We start from the raw sequence: 17857 nt of genomic DNA, 5'->3' as shown, positions 1-17857 counted from the left end.
AAGTGGTAAACTTAATTATAATCTTATAGTTTACCGCTAATAAATTTTATTCTCTTGTTCTTGCCGCCATTATATTAGCAACTATTGAACCTGATATACAATGCCATACGCTTCCTATAGCACCGGGTACAGCAGCCAAAGCCATATAAGCAAAATGTGTTGAAGCAAGTGATGAAGCTAATCCTGCATTCTGCATACCAACTTCTATGGATATAGTTTTGCATTTAGCATTATTGAATTTGCATACCTTTCCTAAGAAATATCCAAGCATATATCCTAAAGTATTATGTATTATTATAACTATAACTACTAAATGTCCAACCTGCATAAGTCTTTGTGAGTTTGCAGATACTACAGCAGCTACTATTGCCACAACTGCCACTACTGATATTAAAGGAAGTACATCTTTGAAGTGATCAACGAATTTATGAAAGAATTTATTTATAACAAATCCCAATACTATAGGAGCTATAACAACCTGAAGTATTGATATAAACATGCTTACAGCATTAACATCTATTTTTTCACCTGCATAGAGTAGGGTAAGAAGCGGAGTTGCTAAAGGTGCAAGTATTGTTGATACAGAAGTCATACCCACAGACAAAGGCACATCTCCTTTTGCTAAATAGGTTATAACATTTGATGATATTCCGCCTGGACAGGTGCCTACAAGTATTACACCTATAGCAAGTTCAGGAGGAAGTCTGAAGGCTAAAGAAAGTAGGAATGCAAGTAACGGCATTATAGTAAATTGTGCTATTGCTCCTATAACTATATCTTTTGGTCTTGTAAATAATACTTTGAAATCTTCCAATTTTAATGTTATACCCATACAGAACATTGAAGTCATAAGAAGATAGTTAACATAAGTTGTTTTTATAAAGCTTACAGATTTTGGAAAGAATAAAGATACTGCTGCTACTACTAATACTATAACTGACATATATTTACCAAAGAAATTACTTATTTGTTTTAATGTTTTCATTTTTAATTATCCTTTATTATTGTTTAATTATTTTTTCGTTTTTGATATTGTTTTATAAAATTAAGATACTTATTTTTTAATTAGAAAAACATAATGTTTGTTATTTTACAGATATTATGAAATCTATAATATTTGATATGTTTTGTTATATATAATGTATAATAAATTGCAGTCTTTTTGGTTCTTTGTGCCAACAAAAGAACTGGGGGGGTGGGGGCAAAGCCACCACAAATAATAAAACATTATAAATATTTAATAATATAGTTTTACAATATCTATAATTAATTATAAGATAAGTTTATTGCTTTATAAAATTAATTTTTAATAATCATACTTTTCTCCTTTAAAAAAATTTATTTAAAATAAATTTAGTCTAAGCTTATATCAGCTATAAACTAAACAATTTTTATCCTGGCTTAAAAGATAGGTATTCAAGCAGTCTGTAATATTAATTTTTTATAATGACTTTTAGATTAATAGTGCTTTATATGATGTTATAGAATTAAAATAAATCCTATAACATCTAATTATTAATTATAATTATTTTAATACAGCACCAGTATTAGCAGACTGAACAAGTTTTCTATATCTTCCAAGCCAGCCTCTAATTTCTTCTAAAGGTTTAATAGGAATCTCTTTTCTTCTTTTTTCCATTTCTTCATCAGAGATCTCTAAATTGATTTTATGATTAGGTATATCTATACTTATGATGTCATTTTCTTTTATGAATGCTATTTCTCCGCCGCTTGCAGCTTCTGGAGAAACGTGACCTATAGATGCTCCTCTTGAAGCACCTGAGAATCTTCCGTCAGTTATCAAAGCAACATCTTTATCTAATTTCATACCAGCAAGTGCAGAAGTAGGGTTTAACATCTCACGCATACCAGGTCCGCCTTTTGGTCCTTCATATCTTATAACAACAACATCGCCTTTATTTATTTTACCAGCGTATATAGCAGCTATTGCAGATTCTTCAGAGTCAAATACTCTAGCAGGTCCTTTATGTATAAGCATTTCATCAGCAACGGCAGAACGTTTAACAACGCAACCGTCTTTAGCTATATTTCCCCAAAGTATTGCTATACCGCCAGTTTTACTGTAAGGGTTTTCTATATTTCTTAAAACATTATTGTTTTTGTTAACAGCATCTTTTATATTTTCAGCTATTGTTTTACCTGTAGCAGTCATAAGAGAAGTGTTTATAAATCCGCCTTTATCAAGCTCTTTCATAACAGCAGGTATTCCGCCGGCTTTGTATAAGTCTTCTATATAGTTATGTCCAGCAGGTGCCAAATGACAAAGGTTAGGAGTACGATCGCTTACTTCATTTATGATTTTTAAGTCTAATTCTATTCCTGCCTCATTAGCTATAGCAAGTAAGTGAAGTACGCTATTTGTAGAACATCCTAATGCCATATCTACAGCAAGTGCATTTTTGAAAGATTCAGGAGTTATTATATCTAAAGGTTTTATATCTTTTTTTAATAATTCCATAACCTGCATACCGGCTTTCTTAGCAAGTAAAGTTCTAGCAGAATAAACAGCAGGTATTGTTCCGTTTCCTGGTAAAGCTATACCTAATGCCTCAGAAAGACAGTTCATACTATTAGCAGTGTACATACCGGCACAAGAACCGCAGCTAGGACAAGTGTTTTGTGCATATTCTTCTAGTTCGGCATCATTTATAAGATTAGCTTTTTTAGCTCCTACAGCCTCGAATATATTTGATAAGCTTACTTTTTCATCGCCATGATCACCTGGAAGCATAGCTCCTCCGCTTATCACTATTCCAGGTATATTCATTCTTAAAAGTCCCATTATCATACCAGGAACTATTTTATCGCAGTTAGGAACAAGTACAACTCCGTCTAAACCATGTGCTATAACCATACTTTCAACAGAATCAGCTATTAATTCTCTTGAAGGAAGTGAATATTTCATTCCTAAGTGTCCCATAGCTATTCCGTCACAAACTCCTATTGCAGGTATAAGTATTGGAGTACCTCCTCCTATTAAAACTCCTGTTTTAACAGCCTGAGAAAGTTTATCAAGATGTATATGTCCAGGTACAATTTCACTATATGCAGAAATAATTCCAATCAGAGGTCTTTTTAATTCTTCATCTGTATAACCCATAGAGTAGAATAAAGATCTGTTTGGTGCTCTTTCATCACCTTTTAATACTCTGTCGCTCCTTAAAGAACTGTTTTCTCTGAAACTCATAATTATTTCTCCATTTAATAAAATTGTTTTTAAAAAATATACCTATGCATTCTATTAGTAGAATGATAAAAAATCAAGCATTTTTTTTATTTTTTTACTATTAGAAGTATTAAGTTATATATTATGGTATTTATAATTTTACTATTTTTAATATATTTAGGAACATAAAAGCTATCCGAATACAATTTAGTATATTATTGTAGGTATAGGGAGTATATCACAATAAAAAATGATTTAATCTAAACAATATGTTTTATAAATGAAACAAATATATGATTATTAATTACAAATTTGGAATATTAATTATTTAAATAAAAAAATAAAAAAATAGTGATATTGTATTTTACTAAATATAATATTTTGAGTTACTAATATTTATAGGTTAAATATTATTTTTTTTTGTTAAAAAATATTACAAAAATATAATTTTTTAGCTTTATATGAAATTAAATTAATGTTATACTGTAAGAATTGTGATGAGTGAGGGCAGCAAATTTTATTAATAAACAGCATTTATTAAAATTAATATCTAATGGAGCTTATATATGTTTAAAAAGGTAGGGTTAAAATTACAATTTCAATACTATTGCCTATTATATTGGTAACTATTATCTCAAATTTAGTTATTCAAATATATACTGGTAAAATAAGCAAGAATTTGTCTTATAAGGTATTAGAGGAATCATCTTTAAAAGAAGCTCAAAATGTAAAATTTAATATAGAAAAGCATTTATATAATGTAATGGGACTTAAAATTAATATAGAAAATTTATATAAATTAGGTATAAGAGATAGAGATTCTTATAAGCAGATAACATCAGTATTTTTTGAAAATTTGCCTGATGATATAAATGGACTTTCAATAGCATTTGAACCTAATGCCATTGATAATGATGAGGCTTATATTAATGATTTGGATTATAAAGCTGCTAATGGAAGATTTAATTATTATATATCAAAGAAGGGAGAATCATATTTATCTATAGATACATTCAATGTGGATTATTATACAGAGCCTAAAAGAACAGGAGAGGTATATGTATCTGGAGTATATAATTCTACAGTTAATAAAGACACAAAATTGTTCACATTATGTATACCTATAAAACCGGACAATAAATTTATAGGTGTGATATATGTTGATATTTTTATAGATTCTATTACTTCTTTATTGGAAGGTATTTCGCTTTTTGAGGATACTACGGCTTCTTTATATGATCAAAATGGAGTAATTGTATACGATACATTTGATACAAATACTATTATGCAAAAAGTTTATGATGCATATCCTCATTATTCTAAATTTAATGTATTGGAAGATATTAAAGCTGGAAAATTTAAAATAATAGATGCTAATAGCGATGTTTCAGGAGAAAGTCTTACATATGCCTTTTCTCCTATAGAAATAGCTAAAGGTGTATATTGGGGATTAGAAATAGCATCTTCAAAAGATGTAATATTAAGAGATGCTAATATTATGAGAAATATATCTATAATAATATTGTTTTTCATTATTGTTGTATTTTCTTTACTAATTCCATCTATAGTTGGAAAAAAAGTATCCAGTATCATAAATCTTTTAGCAAAAGATATTTTAGCTATGGCTGACGGAGACTTAACTAAAGAAATACCTGCAAATTTCAATAATAGAAGAGATGAATGGGGAGATATAGCCAGAGGTTGGGATAAGGCTATGAGTAATTTTAATAAGGTAATCAATACAGTTAAAAATTCAGCAGAACAAGTTTCTACAGCAGCAAATGAAGTTTTGGTTGGAAATAATGATTTATCTCAAAGAACAGAATCTCAGGCTTCCAGTTTAGAAGAAACAGCAGCATCTATGAATCAAATGGCTAGTGCTATTAAAGAATCTGCAGGAAATGTATCAACAAGTACAATTATGGTATCTGATGCTAAAGAATATTTAAATAAAGCAGGAGAAATAGTAGAAGATAGTGTTAGTAAGATGGATGATGTTTATGAGGCTAGTAATAAAATTATGGATATTACTAAGCTTATAGAAGGAATTGCATTTCAAACTAATATACTTGCTTTAAATGCTTCTGTAGAGGCAGCTCGTGCTGGTGAACAAGGAAGAGGTTTCGCTGTTGTAGCTAGTGAAGTAAGAAACTTGGCACAAAATACTCAGGAATCAGTAAAAAATATTACATCATTAATAACAGACAGTAATGAGAAAATACATTTAGCTGCTAAAAGTGTTAAAGAATCAAAAGATATATTCATTGAAATATCAGAGAAAATGGATAGTGCTTCTAGTTTAATGGAAAAAATTAATATAGCAGCACAAGAACAGGAAAAAGGAATAGAACAAATTAATGCGGCAATTAATAGTATGGATTCAGCTGTTCAAAAGAATGCTGCTTTGGTTACTGAGGCTACATCTGCATCAGAATCATTATTAAATGAGGCTAATGAGCTTATCAATGCTATAGAGTATTTTAAGTTAAAAAATTAATAAATTTTATTTAATCCCAGCAGTCATATTGTTTTTTAATATGGCTGCTTTTTTATTGCATATTATTTTTATTATAAAAATTGTTATAAATGTTCATTAATTATTTTATAATCTTAATAATAATGAATATTATACTATTTTATTTGTTTATATTCTATGATATATATTGTTAAATTTGTTAGAATGTTATAATATAATGTTAGTTAAATCTAAAAGGAGTTATCATGTCTATAATAAAAGAAGAAACAGTAAAATTATTAAATGATCATTTAAATGAAGAACATTATTCAGCTAATCTTTATTTTAATATGGCTGGATGGTGTGAGAGACAGGGCTTAAAAGGATGCAGTAAGTTTTTATATAATCATTCATCAGAGGAACATACTCATTTAGAGAAATTCAGAGAATATATAAATAAAGCCGGAGGACAGGCTATAATGGGAGAGATGAAAGCCCCAGAGCATAATTTTAATTCTGTTGAGGAATTATTTGAAAAGATAGTTAAGCATGAAGAGTATATAACTTCTTGTATTAATAAACTTGTAGGCATATCAATGGACAATAAAGATTATGTTACATTAAAGTTTTTAGAATGGTTTGTAGAGGAGCAGTTGGAAGAAGAAGAATTATTCAATGATATTATAAAAAAGATTAAGATTTTAGGAGATTTGAAAGGCAGAAATCTTTATACATTTGATAAGTTTGTAGGTAATTTGGATACTGAGGAACATGGTTCATAATTTTTCTTAAAAATTATAGGGTATATTATTTTTTTAATATACCCTAATTTTTTTATTATATTATTTTCTTTTTCTTAATATTTATCTGTTTTAAATATCAATAATTCAATAATTTATAAAAAACTATGTTATAATAAACTAATATATTTAATTTTTTTATTTGATAAATTTAATATGGTATTATAAAATAATAATAGGTTATAAAATATAAAAAAGGAGTTTTTATTATGTCTATAATAAAAGAGGATACTATTAAATTATTGAATGTACAATTAAATAAAGAACTTTATTCTGCAAGTCTTTATTTCAATATGGCTGGTTGGTGTGATAAAGAAGGTTTAAAAGGATGCAGTAAATTTTTATATGGACACTATAAAGAAGAAATAGAACACTTTGAAAAATTTAGAGATTTTATTAATAAAGTAGGCGGACAAGCTACAATTACTGATATGCCAGCTCCTCAGAATGATTTTAAATCTGTGGAAGATTTATTTGAAACTATACTTAAACATGAACAATATGTTACGTCTTGTATAAATGAATTAGTTGGAAGTGCTATGGATAAAAAAGATTATATTACTTTAAGATTTTTAGATTGGTTTATACAAGAGCAGCTTGAAGAAGAAGAATTATTTAATGATATACTTGATAAAATTAAAATTTTAGGTGATTTAAAAGGCAGAAATCTTTATACATTTGATAAGGCTATTGGTAATTTAGATACTGAAAAACATGGCAGCAGCAGTATTAGTTTATAATAAAAAATAAAATAATATAAATACAGAGAGGATATATGATTAGTAAATTTTTAGATATTTTCAAAAAAAAGGAAAAGTTTAATGCTGATAATGTATCCTCTAAAGAACCAATAACAGCAGAAAATTTCTTTAATTACGATAAATCAAATCCTTATGAAATTCGTGCTGTAAATCTTACAAAATATTATGGAAAAAGAAAGATTATAGGAGATATTTCTTATAGTGTAAAGCAAGGTGAAGTTGTAGGGCTTTTAGGTCCAAATGGTGCTGGAAAAACAACTAGTTTTTATATTACGGTTGGATTTGTTATGGCAACTGCTGGAAATGTTTATCTAAATGATTTAGATATAACTAAACTTCATATGCATGAAAGAGCTACACTTGGAATAGGTTATTTGCCTCAGGAGGCTTCTATATTCCGCAAACTTTCTGTAGAAGATAATTTACTTTCTATACTTGAATATAATAAAAATTTAACTCAAAAGGACAGAATGGATATAACAGATATGCTTCTTGCCGAATTTAATATTACACATGTTAGAAAGCAGAAAGGATATACTCTTTCCGGAGGAGAGAGAAGAAGATGCGAGATAGCCAGAGCATTAACTGTTAACCCTAAATTTATATTATTAGATGAACCTTTTGCAGGAGTTGACCCTATAGCAGTTATAGATATACAAAATATAATAGCTTCTTTAAAGGAAAAAGGTTTAGGTATATTGATTACAGACCATAATGTTCGTGAAACTTTGAGAATTACAGACAGAGCATACATTATGGGTAATGGTCAAATATTGGTAAAGGGTACTCCTGATGAAATAGTCAATAACCCATTAGCACGTAAGGTTTATTTGGGCGAATCTTTTACTATGTAAAATTAATTTTATTATCCTAATGCTACATCAAGAACCATCATTATAGCGAAACCGAATATAAATCCGAATACACCGAAGTGGTTATGTTCTTCTGCAACAGCTTCTGGTACAAGCTCTTCTATTACAACATACATCATAGCACCGGCTGAAAATGATAAAGCTATAGGTAATATAAATGTTAATTTTGTAACTGCCAAAGCACCTATAACGGCAGCAATAGGCTCTACTATTCCAGATATTGCTCCGAGTGAGAATGATTTTAATTTTGATATGCCTGAAGTTTTTAAAGGTAAAGAAACAGCAGCACCTTCTGGAAAGTTTTGTAATCCTATACCAAGTGCTAATGCTAAAGCAGCATTGAATGTTACGCCACTATTTCCAACAGAAAAAGCCCCAAATGTTACACCAACAGCTAAACCTTCTGGTATATTATGCAATGTAATAGCTAAAAATAATAATATGCTTTTTGATAATTGAACATTTGCTCCCTCTTTTTCTTCATTTCCATTTACTATATGCATATGCGGCAAAACTTTATCCAATATCCATATAAAAAAAGCACCAAGTAAAAAACCTCCTACTGGTATTAGCCAATTAGGAAGATTAGTGTTTTCTGATAATTCTATTGATGGTGCAAGCAAAGACCAAAAACTTGCCGCTGTCATAACGCCTGCAGCAAATCCATACATTAATGCTAATACTTTAGGTTTTATTTCTTTCATAAAGAAAAACACAAGTCCTGATCCTAATGCTGTAAAAGCAAATGTTATACTTCCTCCAAATAATGCCAATGCAACTGGCGATGAATTTTCTATCATTTATATTTAGCCTTTTCATATTATTTTTTACTATGTAATTATATATTCTATTAAATTAATTTCAATACTTATTAGTAATAATTATTAATAATATTTGATTATTTTTTTAAAATAAATTACAATATATATATAGATTAATTTCTTATTATAGTTTATATTTATTCAAATAATTTTTATTTTTAAGCAGGAGATTTTTGTTATGAGTAATTATATTGAAGGTAAAGATTGTATATTCTGTAAAATAATAAAAGGTGAAATACCTTCTAAGTTTATAAAAGAAAATGAGTATTGTGTTGTATTTGCAGATTTGAATCCTAAAGCTAAAGTGCATTTGCTTATTGTTCCAAAACCTCATGCAAAAAATATATTAGAAATAGATGATTTTTTAATGGGTAAAGTTTTAGAAACTATAAAAGAGGTAGCTAAAGAACAAGGATTGGATTCATTTAGAATTATAAATAATTGCGGAGCCGGAGCAGGTCAAACTGTATTCCATGTACATTTTCATTTGCTTCATGACGATAATTTAGAAGAATAAAACTTATATTATTTTAATAAAAATAATTGGTTTGATATTTTAAAAGCTAGTTTATAAAAATTTCTGATGCCTGATATTTGAAAGGATGAGGTTAGTTTATAAATAAGTAATTTTATTAGCAATATAAATAGAAAATAATGATTTTGGAGTTAGTTAATGATAGATAGCCATTGCCATCTTACATATATATCTAAGAAGAGTAAAGAATTGCATGATGTTTTAGAGAGAGCTAATAAAGCTGGTATATTTTATTTTGTTGATATAGGAGTTCATCCTAATGATTTAGATGAGCGTATGTTTATATTGTCAGATGCGGAAGGAGTTTTTTTTAGTATAGGTTATTATCCTGATTATGCTAATGAGAATGATGAAGATACTATAAAAGCTTTTGAATTGAAAATAAAAAATTTAAATAAAAAAACTTTAAAAAATAAAAATAAATCTGTATATGCTATAGGTGAGATAGGACTTGATTATTACCATAACAATGATAATAGAAATGAGCAGAGGGAATTTTTTATGGTATTATGCCAATCCGCTAAAAATACGCATTTGCCTATACTTATACATAGCAGAGATGCTTTTAAAGATACATTTAAAATATTAAAGGAAGCTGATATACCAAAAAGAGGAATATTTCACTGTTTCAGCGGAAATGTTGAGGACGCTAAGAATGCTTTAGATTTAGGATATATATTATCTTTTTCAGGTTCTGCTACATACATGAAAAATGATTTTATAAGAGAAGCTGCTAAATATGTTCCTAAAGATATGTTTACAATAGAAACAGATGCCCCTTATTTAACTCCTCAAAAGGTAAGAGGAAGAGCTAATGAGCCTTCATTCATACCATTTACTGTAGAAGTTCTTTCAGAGGTTAGGGGTGAGAGCAGTGAAGATATTATGAGAACTGCATTAGAGAATGCTGTCAGAGTTTTGGAACTTCCCGTAGATTTAGATAGAATTTGATTTTTGTAATAAAAAACTCTCTGTAATTATTAATTTACAGAGAGTTTTTTTAATTAAATAAATACCTAATTAAGTTTATAATGCTTTCACAATTTCTTTTAATTTGTTTAAATCATCAGCATTAGGGTGTCCCATAGCGTTTCCATGATTAGCTAATTTACCCTGTATAACTTTTTTTTCATCTTCGGTAGCAGCCTTTTCAAGCATATTTTCCAAATTCTTTTTTTGTCCCTCTATCCATTGTCCTTGGCATGCATAAGTGCCAATTAAATTATTTGAAGAATCCAAGAAAGTTTTAGCAGGATTGAGCATTTTATCATAATATTCCTGATTATCTCCATAGCCTACAGTCATAAACAAAAATACTTTTTTATTTTTTAATGTCTGCATAAACTTTCCAGCAGCTTCATCACAAGTACCTTTATAACTTCCAGCACCAACGAATACTATATCAGAATCGTTAATTTTAGCATTATCAGCAGCATCAGCTTTAACGCATTGTAAGCATTCTCCATTAGCAGCTTCTTTTATAGCTAAAGCCAATTTTTCAGTATTTCCGCTTTTGCTTGTATAAACAATAGAATATTTCATTTTAAATTTCTCCTTTGTTAGATATATCTAATAAAATTATATCATTTATTGTAATTATTTCAATATACGATTAGGTGGTATAATATGTTATTTATGAATTTAAATGCTTGCTATTATATAGATATATGTTATAATATATAGGTTGTAAACTAGCAATTAATTTATATTTTTAATAGAGTATTATATCAAGGAGAAGGCAAATGGAAGTTATCTTAAAAAAAGATTTTATATCATTAGGTTATGAAGGTGATATATGTAAAGTAAAAGACGGCTATGCAAGAAATTACCTTATTCCAAGAAATATAGCAGTTGTAAAAAATGCTGCTAATTTAAGAACTTTAGCTCAAATGCAAAAAAGTTTAGAGAAAAAAAGAGCTAAAAGAAAAATGGAAGCTGAGATACTTAAAGGTAAAATAGTTGATATTAGTATAATTATACCTATGAAAGTGGCTGAAAATGGTAAATTATACGGTTCTGTTAGTCAGCAAACTATTGTTGATGCTTTAAAAGAAAAAGAAATTGATATAAACAAACGCGATGTTCATATGGAAAAACATATTAAAGAACTTGGCGAATTTGAAGTTGAAATAAAATTATATCATAGCGTTAATGCTAATATCAAAATTAAAGTAGTTAATATGGATGCACAAGAAGAAGTAAAAGAAGAAAGTGCAGAAGCTGCTCAAGCTTAATAATTGTCCCAATACTAACAATAGGCATAATATTCAATGAATAATACACCATGCTCAATAGAGGCTGAAGAGTCTCTATTGGGTGCAATGCTTCAAAATTCTCAAGCCATATCGGTATCTCTCTCCAAAATAAAGTCTTCTGATTTTTACAGTGAAAGAAATCGCATGTTATATGAAAGCATTATAGAAATGCATAATAGAGGCATAGCTATAAATGCAGAAACAACTTTAAGATATCTTAAAGAGAATAATTTATTTGAAAAAATTATTCAAAATGATGAAGCATATTTAATGCGTATTATAGATGGTACTCCATTCCATCAAAATGCTAAATATTATGCTGAGATTATAGCAGAAAAATCATTATTAAGAGATTTGATAAATGCAACTCAGGATATACAAAAGTCTGCTTATGATGCAAAAGATTCTGAAACAAAAGAAATAGCAGATTTTGCTGAAAAGAGAATTTTTGAGATTACTCAAAGAAGATTAGATAATGATTTTATTCATATTAGAGATTTATTGTATGAAGCTTTAACTACTATAGAAAGCAGAAAAAAACATAAAGGTACAGTTACAGGAGTTCCTTCCGGTTTTATAGGATTGGATAAAGTAACTCACGGATTTCAGCCTTCTGACTTAATAATACTTGCGGCAAGACCTTCTGTAGGTAAAACTAGTTTTGCTCTTAATATCGTTGAGCATGTTATAACAAACATTGAAACGGCTGGTTTTGGAATAGGATTTTTTTCACTTGAAATGAGCAGAATGCAGCTTGTAGAAAGATTGATTGCAAGCAAGGCTAGAATAAGTTTATCAAGAATAAGGTCTGGTGATTTAGAAAAACAAGAATGGGTTAAACTTGGAAATACATTTAATAGTTTATCTCAGGCAAATCTTTTAATAGATGATTCAAGCCAATTAACTATAATGGAGATACGCGGAAAAGCTAGGCAGATGAAATATAAATTTGCTGAGATGAGCAAAACTTCTGGAAAAAATATTGATTTAAAACTTGTAGTTGTTGACTATTTGCAGTTAATTCATTCCGGTGCTCAGTCAAGAAGAAATGGCACAAGAGAGCAGGAGATAGCAGATATTTCAAGAGGGCTTAAGGCTTTGGCTAAAGAACTTAATGTGCCAGTTATATCCTTAGCACAGCTTTCAAGGGCGGTTGAACAAAGACAGGATAAACCTAGACTTTCTGACCTTAGAGAGTCAGGATCTATAGAGCAGGATGCTGATATAGTTATGTTTTTGCATAGACAAAGACCAAATAAAGAGAATAAAGAAGATGAAGTTATTGATGATAGGACAAATCAGGTAGAAGTAATACTTGCAAAACATAGAAATGGTGCTATACTTGATGGACTGCCTCTTAATTTCATAGCAGATCAAACTAGATTTGAAAATATAAAACCTTATGAGAAGGAGTAATTTTATTATGGAATTATTTGATGTTAAAATAGAATTACGTAAAGGGATTAAAAATAAGATAACTTATTTTTTGGCTACATTGGGAGAATTTGCAAATTTACAAATAGAAATATTGAAATATACTTTCAGACCAAATTTTTCTTTTAGACTTTTAAGAGAACAAATAGTGAGAATGGGAGTAGATTCCTTTGTTGTTGCCGGTGTTACTGTTCTTTGTACCGGTATGGTTATGTCATTGCAAATAGCTGTTGTTTTGGATAGCGTATTAAAAGGTATATCTCAGTTTGTAGGATCTATGGTTGGTAAAGCTATGGTTAAAGAGTTATCTCCTATGCTTTTAGCTTTAATTTTTGCAGGAAGGGTAGGTAGCTCCGTTACAGCCGAAATAGGAACTATGCAGGTAAGCGAACAGCTGGATGCTTTGAAGACTTTATATACCAATCCAATAGAATATGTTGCTGTGCCCAGGTTTTGGGCTGCTGTTATATCTTTACCTATGCTTACAGTTTCTGCTGATGTTATAGGGGTTTTAGGCGGTGCTATTGTTACAGTATTTGTTTTACATAGTGATCCTATACATTATTTTGATAGGGCAATTGCTGTTATTACCATTGGGGATTTTATAGGAAGTTTAATTAAATCAACTATATTTGGTGCTGAAGTTATGCTTATATCATGTTTCTATGGATTTAGAACTTCCGGCGGTGCTGAAGGTGTTGGTAAAGCTACTACTACAAGTGTTGTTTATAGCTTTATGATAATTCTTATAACTGACTATTTATTAGTTTCAATACTTGGTATGTTTGGAATGTAGTATATATATTTGTTTATTCTAAGGATTTTTATTGATAATATCATATTGTAATATTGAATATTTATAATAAGTTTATATACTTTAAAAATAGGATGAATATAGAATATATATGCAGTCATATTTTAAAAATGATTCAATCTCCTATTAGAATATATAACTTATATAATATTGAAGAAAAAGCTATAGGTATACAAGAAAATAATATAGATGCTAAACTTCAAAATTATCTTTTAACAAATTCAAATAAATATTATCCTATTTTATATATAGATAAAGATAATATAGTTTATTCATGCATTTTTTTAGATAATAAAAAAATTATAATAGGACCTAATTGCATATACTCAGCATATAATAATATAAACAATATACATGAAATTCCTTTAGATATATTTTGTGAGGAAGTTTTATTTGTACATAATTTATATAATGATACCAATATTTCTTATGATGAGATGTTGATTAAAAATTTTATAAACGATGATTTACTGCATAACATTAATAAAGGAATTACAGATACATATATAAATATTTACTCCAATAATACTTTTCATAATCCATATGATAGAGAATTAAGAATATTAGAAAGTATAAGAAACGGAGATTTACAAAGTTTAAAACAAAGTTTAGATGAGAAGTTTATAGGTCAATATGGTACTATGGCTAAAGATAAAATTCGTTCATACAAAAATGTAGCTATATGTCATATATGTTTATCAAGCAGAGCTGCTATAGATGGCGGTATTTCCTCTGAGATTGCTTTTTCAATTTGTGATAATTTTGTGAGAAAATTAGAAGATACTAATAAAATAGAACATATACAGTCTATAGAGAGAGAAGCTCATTTTTATTTTGCTCAATTTGTATACAATCAAAAAAATAATGAATATATTGATAATAAGAATTATTTAGTAAATCAATGTAAAGAGATAATCATTAAGAATATCAATAAAAAAAATAGTGGTTAAAGACATAGCTAAAAAACTATATACAAATTCTGAGTATCTTTCAAGAGTATTCAGTAAACAAGAAGGTATTACAATAAAAGATTATATACAGAGAGAAAAAATACAATTTTCCAAGAATATGCTTATTTATTGTGAATATACATTTGGTGAAATAGCACAATATTTTTCTTTTTATTCCCAAAGTCATTATATAAAAATATTTAAAAAATGGACAGGAACTACTCCTAAAAAATTTAGGGATGAATATTGTGTAAAAAAAGGTAATTAATATCTCAATTAAAAATTCGGAATATATAATAATTTTTTAAATAAATCAAATTTATAGTATAAAAGTAATAATTATAGTATATAACACTCTCCCTTTTTATATAATTTAAAATATATAAATAAAATATTTGGGGGCTTAATATGCTTAAAAAATTATCTATTATTATTTGTTCTTTAATGTTTTTTATAGTTTCTTGTTCTGGAGGCGGTCAAAATGCTGGAGATAGTGCAGGAGCAAGCAGCGGAGATAAGCAAATAGTTCTTGGTTTTGCTCAAGTTGGTGCTGAAAGTGAATATAGAACAGCAAATACTAAATCTATAAGAGAAGCTGCTTCTAATGCTAATATAGAATTAGTATTCTCAGATGCTCAGCAAAAACAAGAAAATCAAATAAAAGCTATACGTAGTTTTATAGCTAGAAAAGTAGATGTTATAGCTTTTTCACCTGTAGTAGAATCTGGTTTTGAAGCAGTTTTACAAGAAGCAAAACAAGCTAATATTCCTGTAATAGTTACAGATAGAAGAGCAGCAGTAAGCAGCGATGATTTATATGTAGCTTTTATAGGCTCTGACTTTATAGAAGAAGGAAAAAAAGCAGCTAATTGGTTAGTAGAATATATGAATAAATTAGGCAGAGGTTCAGAACAATTAAATATAGTTGAACTTCAAGGAACTGTTGGAAGCTCTCCTGCTAATGACAGACAAAAAGGTTTCTCAGAGGTAATTTCTAACTATCCTAATTATAAAATAATACGTTCTCAAACAGGTGATTTTACTAGAGCAAAAGGTAAAGAAGTAATGGAAGCTTTCTTAAAAGCAGAACCAAAAATAGATATATTATTTGCTCATAATGATGATATGGCTATAGGAGCTATACAAGCTATAGAGGAAGCAGGAAAAAAACCTGGACAAGATATAGTTATAGTATCTATAGACGGTGTTAGAGGTGCTTTTGAAGCTATGATGGCTGGAAAACTTAATTGTACTGTAGAATGTAATCCATTATTTGGTGACTTATTAATGGAAACAGTGAAAAAAGTAGTAGCTGGAGAGGAAGTACCTAAATCTTTATATGTAGAAGAAAGTATATTCCCTGCTGAAGTTGCTGCTCAAGAATTCCCTAACAGACAATATTAATATAAATTTCTAATATGTTTGGATATTTAATTATACTTTAATTAAATATCCAAATAAAAAGGAAAATATTATGAATACTATTTTAGAGATGAAAAATATACAGAAATACTTCATTGGTGTTCAGGCTTTAAAAGATATAAATTTCTCTTTAAATTCTGGAGAAGTATGTGCATTAATGGGGGAAAATGGTGCCGGTAAATCTACTTTAATTAAAGTTCTTACAGGTGTACATAAACTGGATGGCGGAGAAATTATTTTAGAAGGTAAAAAGATATATCCTAATTCGCCTTTAGATGCTCAAAAAATGGGAATTAGTTCTGTTTATCAAGAAGTAAATTTATGCGGTAATTTAACTGTTGCTGAAAATATTTTTATAGGCAGAGAGCCCAAAAAATTTGGACTCATTGATAAAAAGAAATTAATTGACAATGCTTTTGAGGCTGTAAATAAACTTTATTTAAATATAGATGTTACTAAACCTCTATCATATTATTCTTTGGGTATACAGCAAATGATAGCCATTACAAGGGCTTTGCAATTGAATGCTAAAATATTGATACTAGATGAACCAACATCATCGCTTGAAGAAAATGAGGTTAATCAGCTTTTTGATATTATGAAAAAATTAAAAAATGAAGGTTTAGGAATAATTTTTGTAACCCATTTTTTGGATCAAGTATATAAAGTATCAGATACTATAACAGTTTTAAGAAATGGAAAATTGGTTGGAAGTCATAAGACTTCTGAATTAAGCAAATTAAATTTGATAAAAGAGATGCTTGGAAAAGAATATGATGATATATCAAATTCTATAGTAAAAAAAGAATACAAAGAAGATACGGATGACTTTATTAAGATTGATAATATAGGAAAAAAGACTTATATGAATCCTGTATCTTTCAATATTAATAAAGGTGAGATAGTTGGATTTTCCGGTTTGTTGGGTTCTGGAAGAAGTGAAACTGCAAAACTTATTTTCGGAGCTGTAAAAAAGGATACAGGCAGTATTTTTATAAAAAATGAAAAGAAAGATTTTTCTCAGCCTATAGATGCTATTAATAATAGAATAGGCTTTTGTTCGGAAGATAGAAAATTAGAAGGAATTATTGGTGATTTAAGTATTAGAGAAAACATCATTTTGGCTTTACAGGCTAAGAAGGGAATATTTAATTATATTGATAGAAAGAAACAAGAAGAAATGGCTGATAAGTATATAAAGGCACTTAATGTAGTAACAGTTGATGCTAATAAGCCAATTAAATTTTTAAGTGGTGGAAATCAGCAGAAAGTTCTTTTGGCAAGGTGGCTTTGTACAGATCCGGAATTATTAATATTAGATGAACCTACAAGAGGAATAGACATAGGAGCAAAATCAGAGATACAAAAGATGATGTTGGATTTAAGTAATAAAGGTATGTCATTTATATTTATTTCTTCTGAGATAGAAGAGGTTATACGTTCATCAGATAAAGTTGTAATATTTAAAGATAATAAAAAGATAAAAGAACTTTTTGGAAATGATATAAATGAAAAAAATATATTAAATAGTATTGCTCAGGAAAAATGATT

17 protein-coding genes are annotated in these 17857 nt (G+C 28.5%); 13 read left to right on the top strand and 4 right to left on the bottom strand.

What is annotated here, in order from left to right; all coding sequences use genetic code 11:
* Positions 1-46: 46 nt before the first annotated feature.
* Together T324_RS0108155 and ilvD are read right to left on the bottom strand one after the other, a co-directional pair.
* On the bottom strand, positions 47-985 hold the full coding sequence (locus tag T324_RS0108155; RefSeq protein ID WP_028329793.1) for a bile acid:sodium symporter family protein: 939 nt from the start codon (positions 983-985) through the stop codon (positions 47-49).
* A gap of 540 nt (positions 986-1525) precedes the next feature.
* Positions 1526-3208 carry a dihydroxy-acid dehydratase gene (gene ilvD / locus T324_RS0108150; protein WP_028329792.1) on the bottom strand — a complete coding sequence of 561 codons (1683 nt, stop codon included), beginning with the start codon at positions 3206-3208 and terminating at the stop codon, positions 1526-1528.
* Between the two features lie 658 nt (positions 3209-3866).
* On the opposite strand from ilvD, the gene T324_RS0108145 reads away from it, so the two are divergent.
* The 4 genes from T324_RS0108145 to lptB all read left to right on the top strand — a co-directional run bounded on the left by T324_RS0108145 (position 3867) and on the right by lptB (position 8057).
* A complete protein-coding gene (locus T324_RS0108145; RefSeq protein ID WP_483771100.1) occupies positions 3867-5684 on the top strand; it encodes a methyl-accepting chemotaxis protein in 1818 nt (605 codons plus the stop codon).
* A gap of 224 nt (positions 5685-5908) precedes the next feature.
* Complete coding sequence (locus T324_RS0108140; protein ID WP_028329790.1) at positions 5909-6424, top strand: ferritin; 516 nt, start codon at positions 5909-5911, stop codon at positions 6422-6424.
* A 227-nt stretch (positions 6425-6651) separates the two neighbouring features.
* Positions 6652-7182 carry a ferritin gene (locus T324_RS0108135; RefSeq protein ID WP_028329789.1) on the top strand — a complete coding sequence of 177 codons (531 nt, stop codon included), beginning with the start codon at positions 6652-6654 and terminating at the stop codon, positions 7180-7182.
* Positions 7183-7217: 35 nt separating this feature from the next.
* Positions 7218-8057 carry an LPS export ABC transporter ATP-binding protein gene (gene lptB, locus T324_RS0108130; RefSeq protein WP_028329788.1) on the top strand — a complete coding sequence of 280 codons (840 nt, stop codon included), beginning with the start codon at positions 7218-7220 and terminating at the stop codon, positions 8055-8057.
* An 11-nt stretch (positions 8058-8068) separates the two neighbouring features.
* Here lptB and T324_RS0108125 read toward each other — a convergent pair whose 3' ends face one another.
* Positions 8069-8875 (bottom strand): ZIP family metal transporter, encoded by an 807-nt coding sequence (locus tag T324_RS0108125; protein ID WP_028329787.1) that lies wholly within the window; start codon positions 8873-8875, stop codon positions 8069-8071.
* A gap of 199 nt (positions 8876-9074) precedes the next feature.
* Between T324_RS0108125 and T324_RS0108120 the strand changes: the two genes are divergently transcribed.
* Positions 9075-9413 carry an HIT domain-containing protein gene (locus T324_RS0108120; protein ID WP_028329786.1) on the top strand — a complete coding sequence of 113 codons (339 nt, stop codon included), beginning with the start codon at positions 9075-9077 and terminating at the stop codon, positions 9411-9413.
* Between the two features lie 156 nt (positions 9414-9569).
* Positions 9570-10382 (top strand): TatD family hydrolase, encoded by an 813-nt coding sequence (locus T324_RS0108115; RefSeq protein WP_028329785.1) that lies wholly within the window; start codon positions 9570-9572, stop codon positions 10380-10382.
* Positions 10383-10457: 75 nt separating this feature from the next.
* Here T324_RS0108115 and T324_RS0108110 read toward each other — a convergent pair whose 3' ends face one another.
* Complete coding sequence (locus tag T324_RS0108110; protein ID WP_028329784.1) at positions 10458-10973, bottom strand: flavodoxin family protein; 516 nt, start codon at positions 10971-10973, stop codon at positions 10458-10460.
* Between the two features lie 200 nt (positions 10974-11173).
* On the opposite strand from T324_RS0108110, the gene rplI reads away from it, so the two are divergent.
* The 7 genes from rplI (at position 11174) to T324_RS0108075 (ending at position 17855) form a co-directional block, all read left to right on the top strand.
* Positions 11174-11665, top strand: coding sequence for a 50S ribosomal protein L9 (rplI, locus tag T324_RS0108105; protein ID WP_028329783.1), 492 nt, complete (start codon positions 11174-11176; stop codon positions 11663-11665).
* A 36-nt stretch (positions 11666-11701) separates the two neighbouring features.
* Entirely contained in the window at positions 11702-13102 is a 1401-nt protein-coding gene (dnaB, locus tag T324_RS0108100; protein WP_028329782.1) for a replicative DNA helicase, read from the top strand.
* Positions 13103-13109: 7 nt separating this feature from the next.
* Positions 13110-13916 carry an MlaE family ABC transporter permease gene (locus T324_RS0108095; RefSeq protein WP_028329781.1) on the top strand — a complete coding sequence of 269 codons (807 nt, stop codon included), beginning with the start codon at positions 13110-13112 and terminating at the stop codon, positions 13914-13916.
* A gap of 128 nt (positions 13917-14044) precedes the next feature.
* A complete protein-coding gene (locus T324_RS0108090) occupies positions 14045-14884 on the top strand; it encodes a hypothetical protein (protein WP_038375145.1) in 840 nt (279 codons plus the stop codon).
* A complete protein-coding gene (locus tag T324_RS0108085) occupies positions 14877-15152 on the top strand; it encodes a helix-turn-helix domain-containing protein (RefSeq protein WP_028329779.1) in 276 nt (91 codons plus the stop codon). The genes T324_RS0108090 and T324_RS0108085 overlap by 8 nt, the downstream gene beginning before the upstream one ends.
* A 140-nt stretch (positions 15153-15292) precedes the next feature.
* Complete coding sequence (locus T324_RS0108080) at positions 15293-16288, top strand: ABC transporter substrate-binding protein (protein WP_028329778.1); 996 nt, start codon at positions 15293-15295, stop codon at positions 16286-16288.
* Between the two features lie 70 nt (positions 16289-16358).
* Positions 16359-17855 carry a sugar ABC transporter ATP-binding protein gene (locus tag T324_RS0108075; protein ID WP_038375142.1) on the top strand — a complete coding sequence of 499 codons (1497 nt, stop codon included), beginning with the start codon at positions 16359-16361 and terminating at the stop codon, positions 17853-17855.
* The last annotated feature ends 2 nt before the right edge of the window (positions 17856-17857 follow it).

Source organism: Brachyspira alvinipulli ATCC 51933, from assembly GCF_000518245.1.
GTDB classification, from domain to species: Bacteria; Spirochaetota; Brachyspiria; order Brachyspirales; family Brachyspiraceae; genus Brachyspira; species Brachyspira alvinipulli.
This window is presented reverse-complemented; position numbering and strand designations above follow the sequence as displayed.

What these genes read in the sequence shown, in the direction of transcription:
- T324_RS0108155 (WP_028329793.1), bottom strand. Translation starts at nt 985, where the DNA reads ATGAAAACATTAAAACAAATAAGTAATTTCTTTGGTAAATATATGTCA.
- ilvD (WP_028329792.1), bottom strand. Translation starts at nt 3,208, where the DNA reads ATGAGTTTCAGAGAAAACAGTTCTTTAAGGAGCGACAGAGTATTAAAA.
- T324_RS0108140 (WP_028329790.1), top strand. Translation starts at nt 5,909, where the DNA reads ATGTCTATAATAAAAGAAGAAACAGTAAAATTATTAAATGATCATTTA.
- T324_RS0108135 (WP_028329789.1), top strand. Translation starts at nt 6,652, where the DNA reads ATGTCTATAATAAAAGAGGATACTATTAAATTATTGAATGTACAATTA.
- lptB (WP_028329788.1), top strand. Translation starts at nt 7,218, where the DNA reads ATGATTAGTAAATTTTTAGATATTTTCAAAAAAAAGGAAAAGTTTAAT.
- T324_RS0108125 (WP_028329787.1), bottom strand. Translation starts at nt 8,875, where the DNA reads ATGATAGAAAATTCATCGCCAGTTGCATTGGCATTATTTGGAGGAAGT.
- T324_RS0108120 (WP_028329786.1), top strand. Translation starts at nt 9,075, where the DNA reads ATGAGTAATTATATTGAAGGTAAAGATTGTATATTCTGTAAAATAATA.
- T324_RS0108115 (WP_028329785.1), top strand. Translation starts at nt 9,570, where the DNA reads ATGATAGATAGCCATTGCCATCTTACATATATATCTAAGAAGAGTAAA.
- T324_RS0108110 (WP_028329784.1), bottom strand. Translation starts at nt 10,973, where the DNA reads ATGAAATATTCTATTGTTTATACAAGCAAAAGCGGAAATACTGAAAAA.
- rplI (WP_028329783.1), top strand. Translation starts at nt 11,174, where the DNA reads ATGGAAGTTATCTTAAAAAAAGATTTTATATCATTAGGTTATGAAGGT.
- dnaB (WP_028329782.1), top strand. Translation starts at nt 11,702, where the DNA reads ATGAATAATACACCATGCTCAATAGAGGCTGAAGAGTCTCTATTGGGT.
- T324_RS0108095 (WP_028329781.1), top strand. Translation starts at nt 13,110, where the DNA reads ATGGAATTATTTGATGTTAAAATAGAATTACGTAAAGGGATTAAAAAT.
- T324_RS0108090 (WP_038375145.1), top strand. Translation starts at nt 14,045, where the DNA reads ATGATTCAATCTCCTATTAGAATATATAACTTATATAATATTGAAGAA.
- T324_RS0108080 (WP_028329778.1), top strand. Translation starts at nt 15,293, where the DNA reads ATGCTTAAAAAATTATCTATTATTATTTGTTCTTTAATGTTTTTTATA.
- T324_RS0108075 (WP_038375142.1), top strand. Translation starts at nt 16,359, where the DNA reads ATGAATACTATTTTAGAGATGAAAAATATACAGAAATACTTCATTGGT.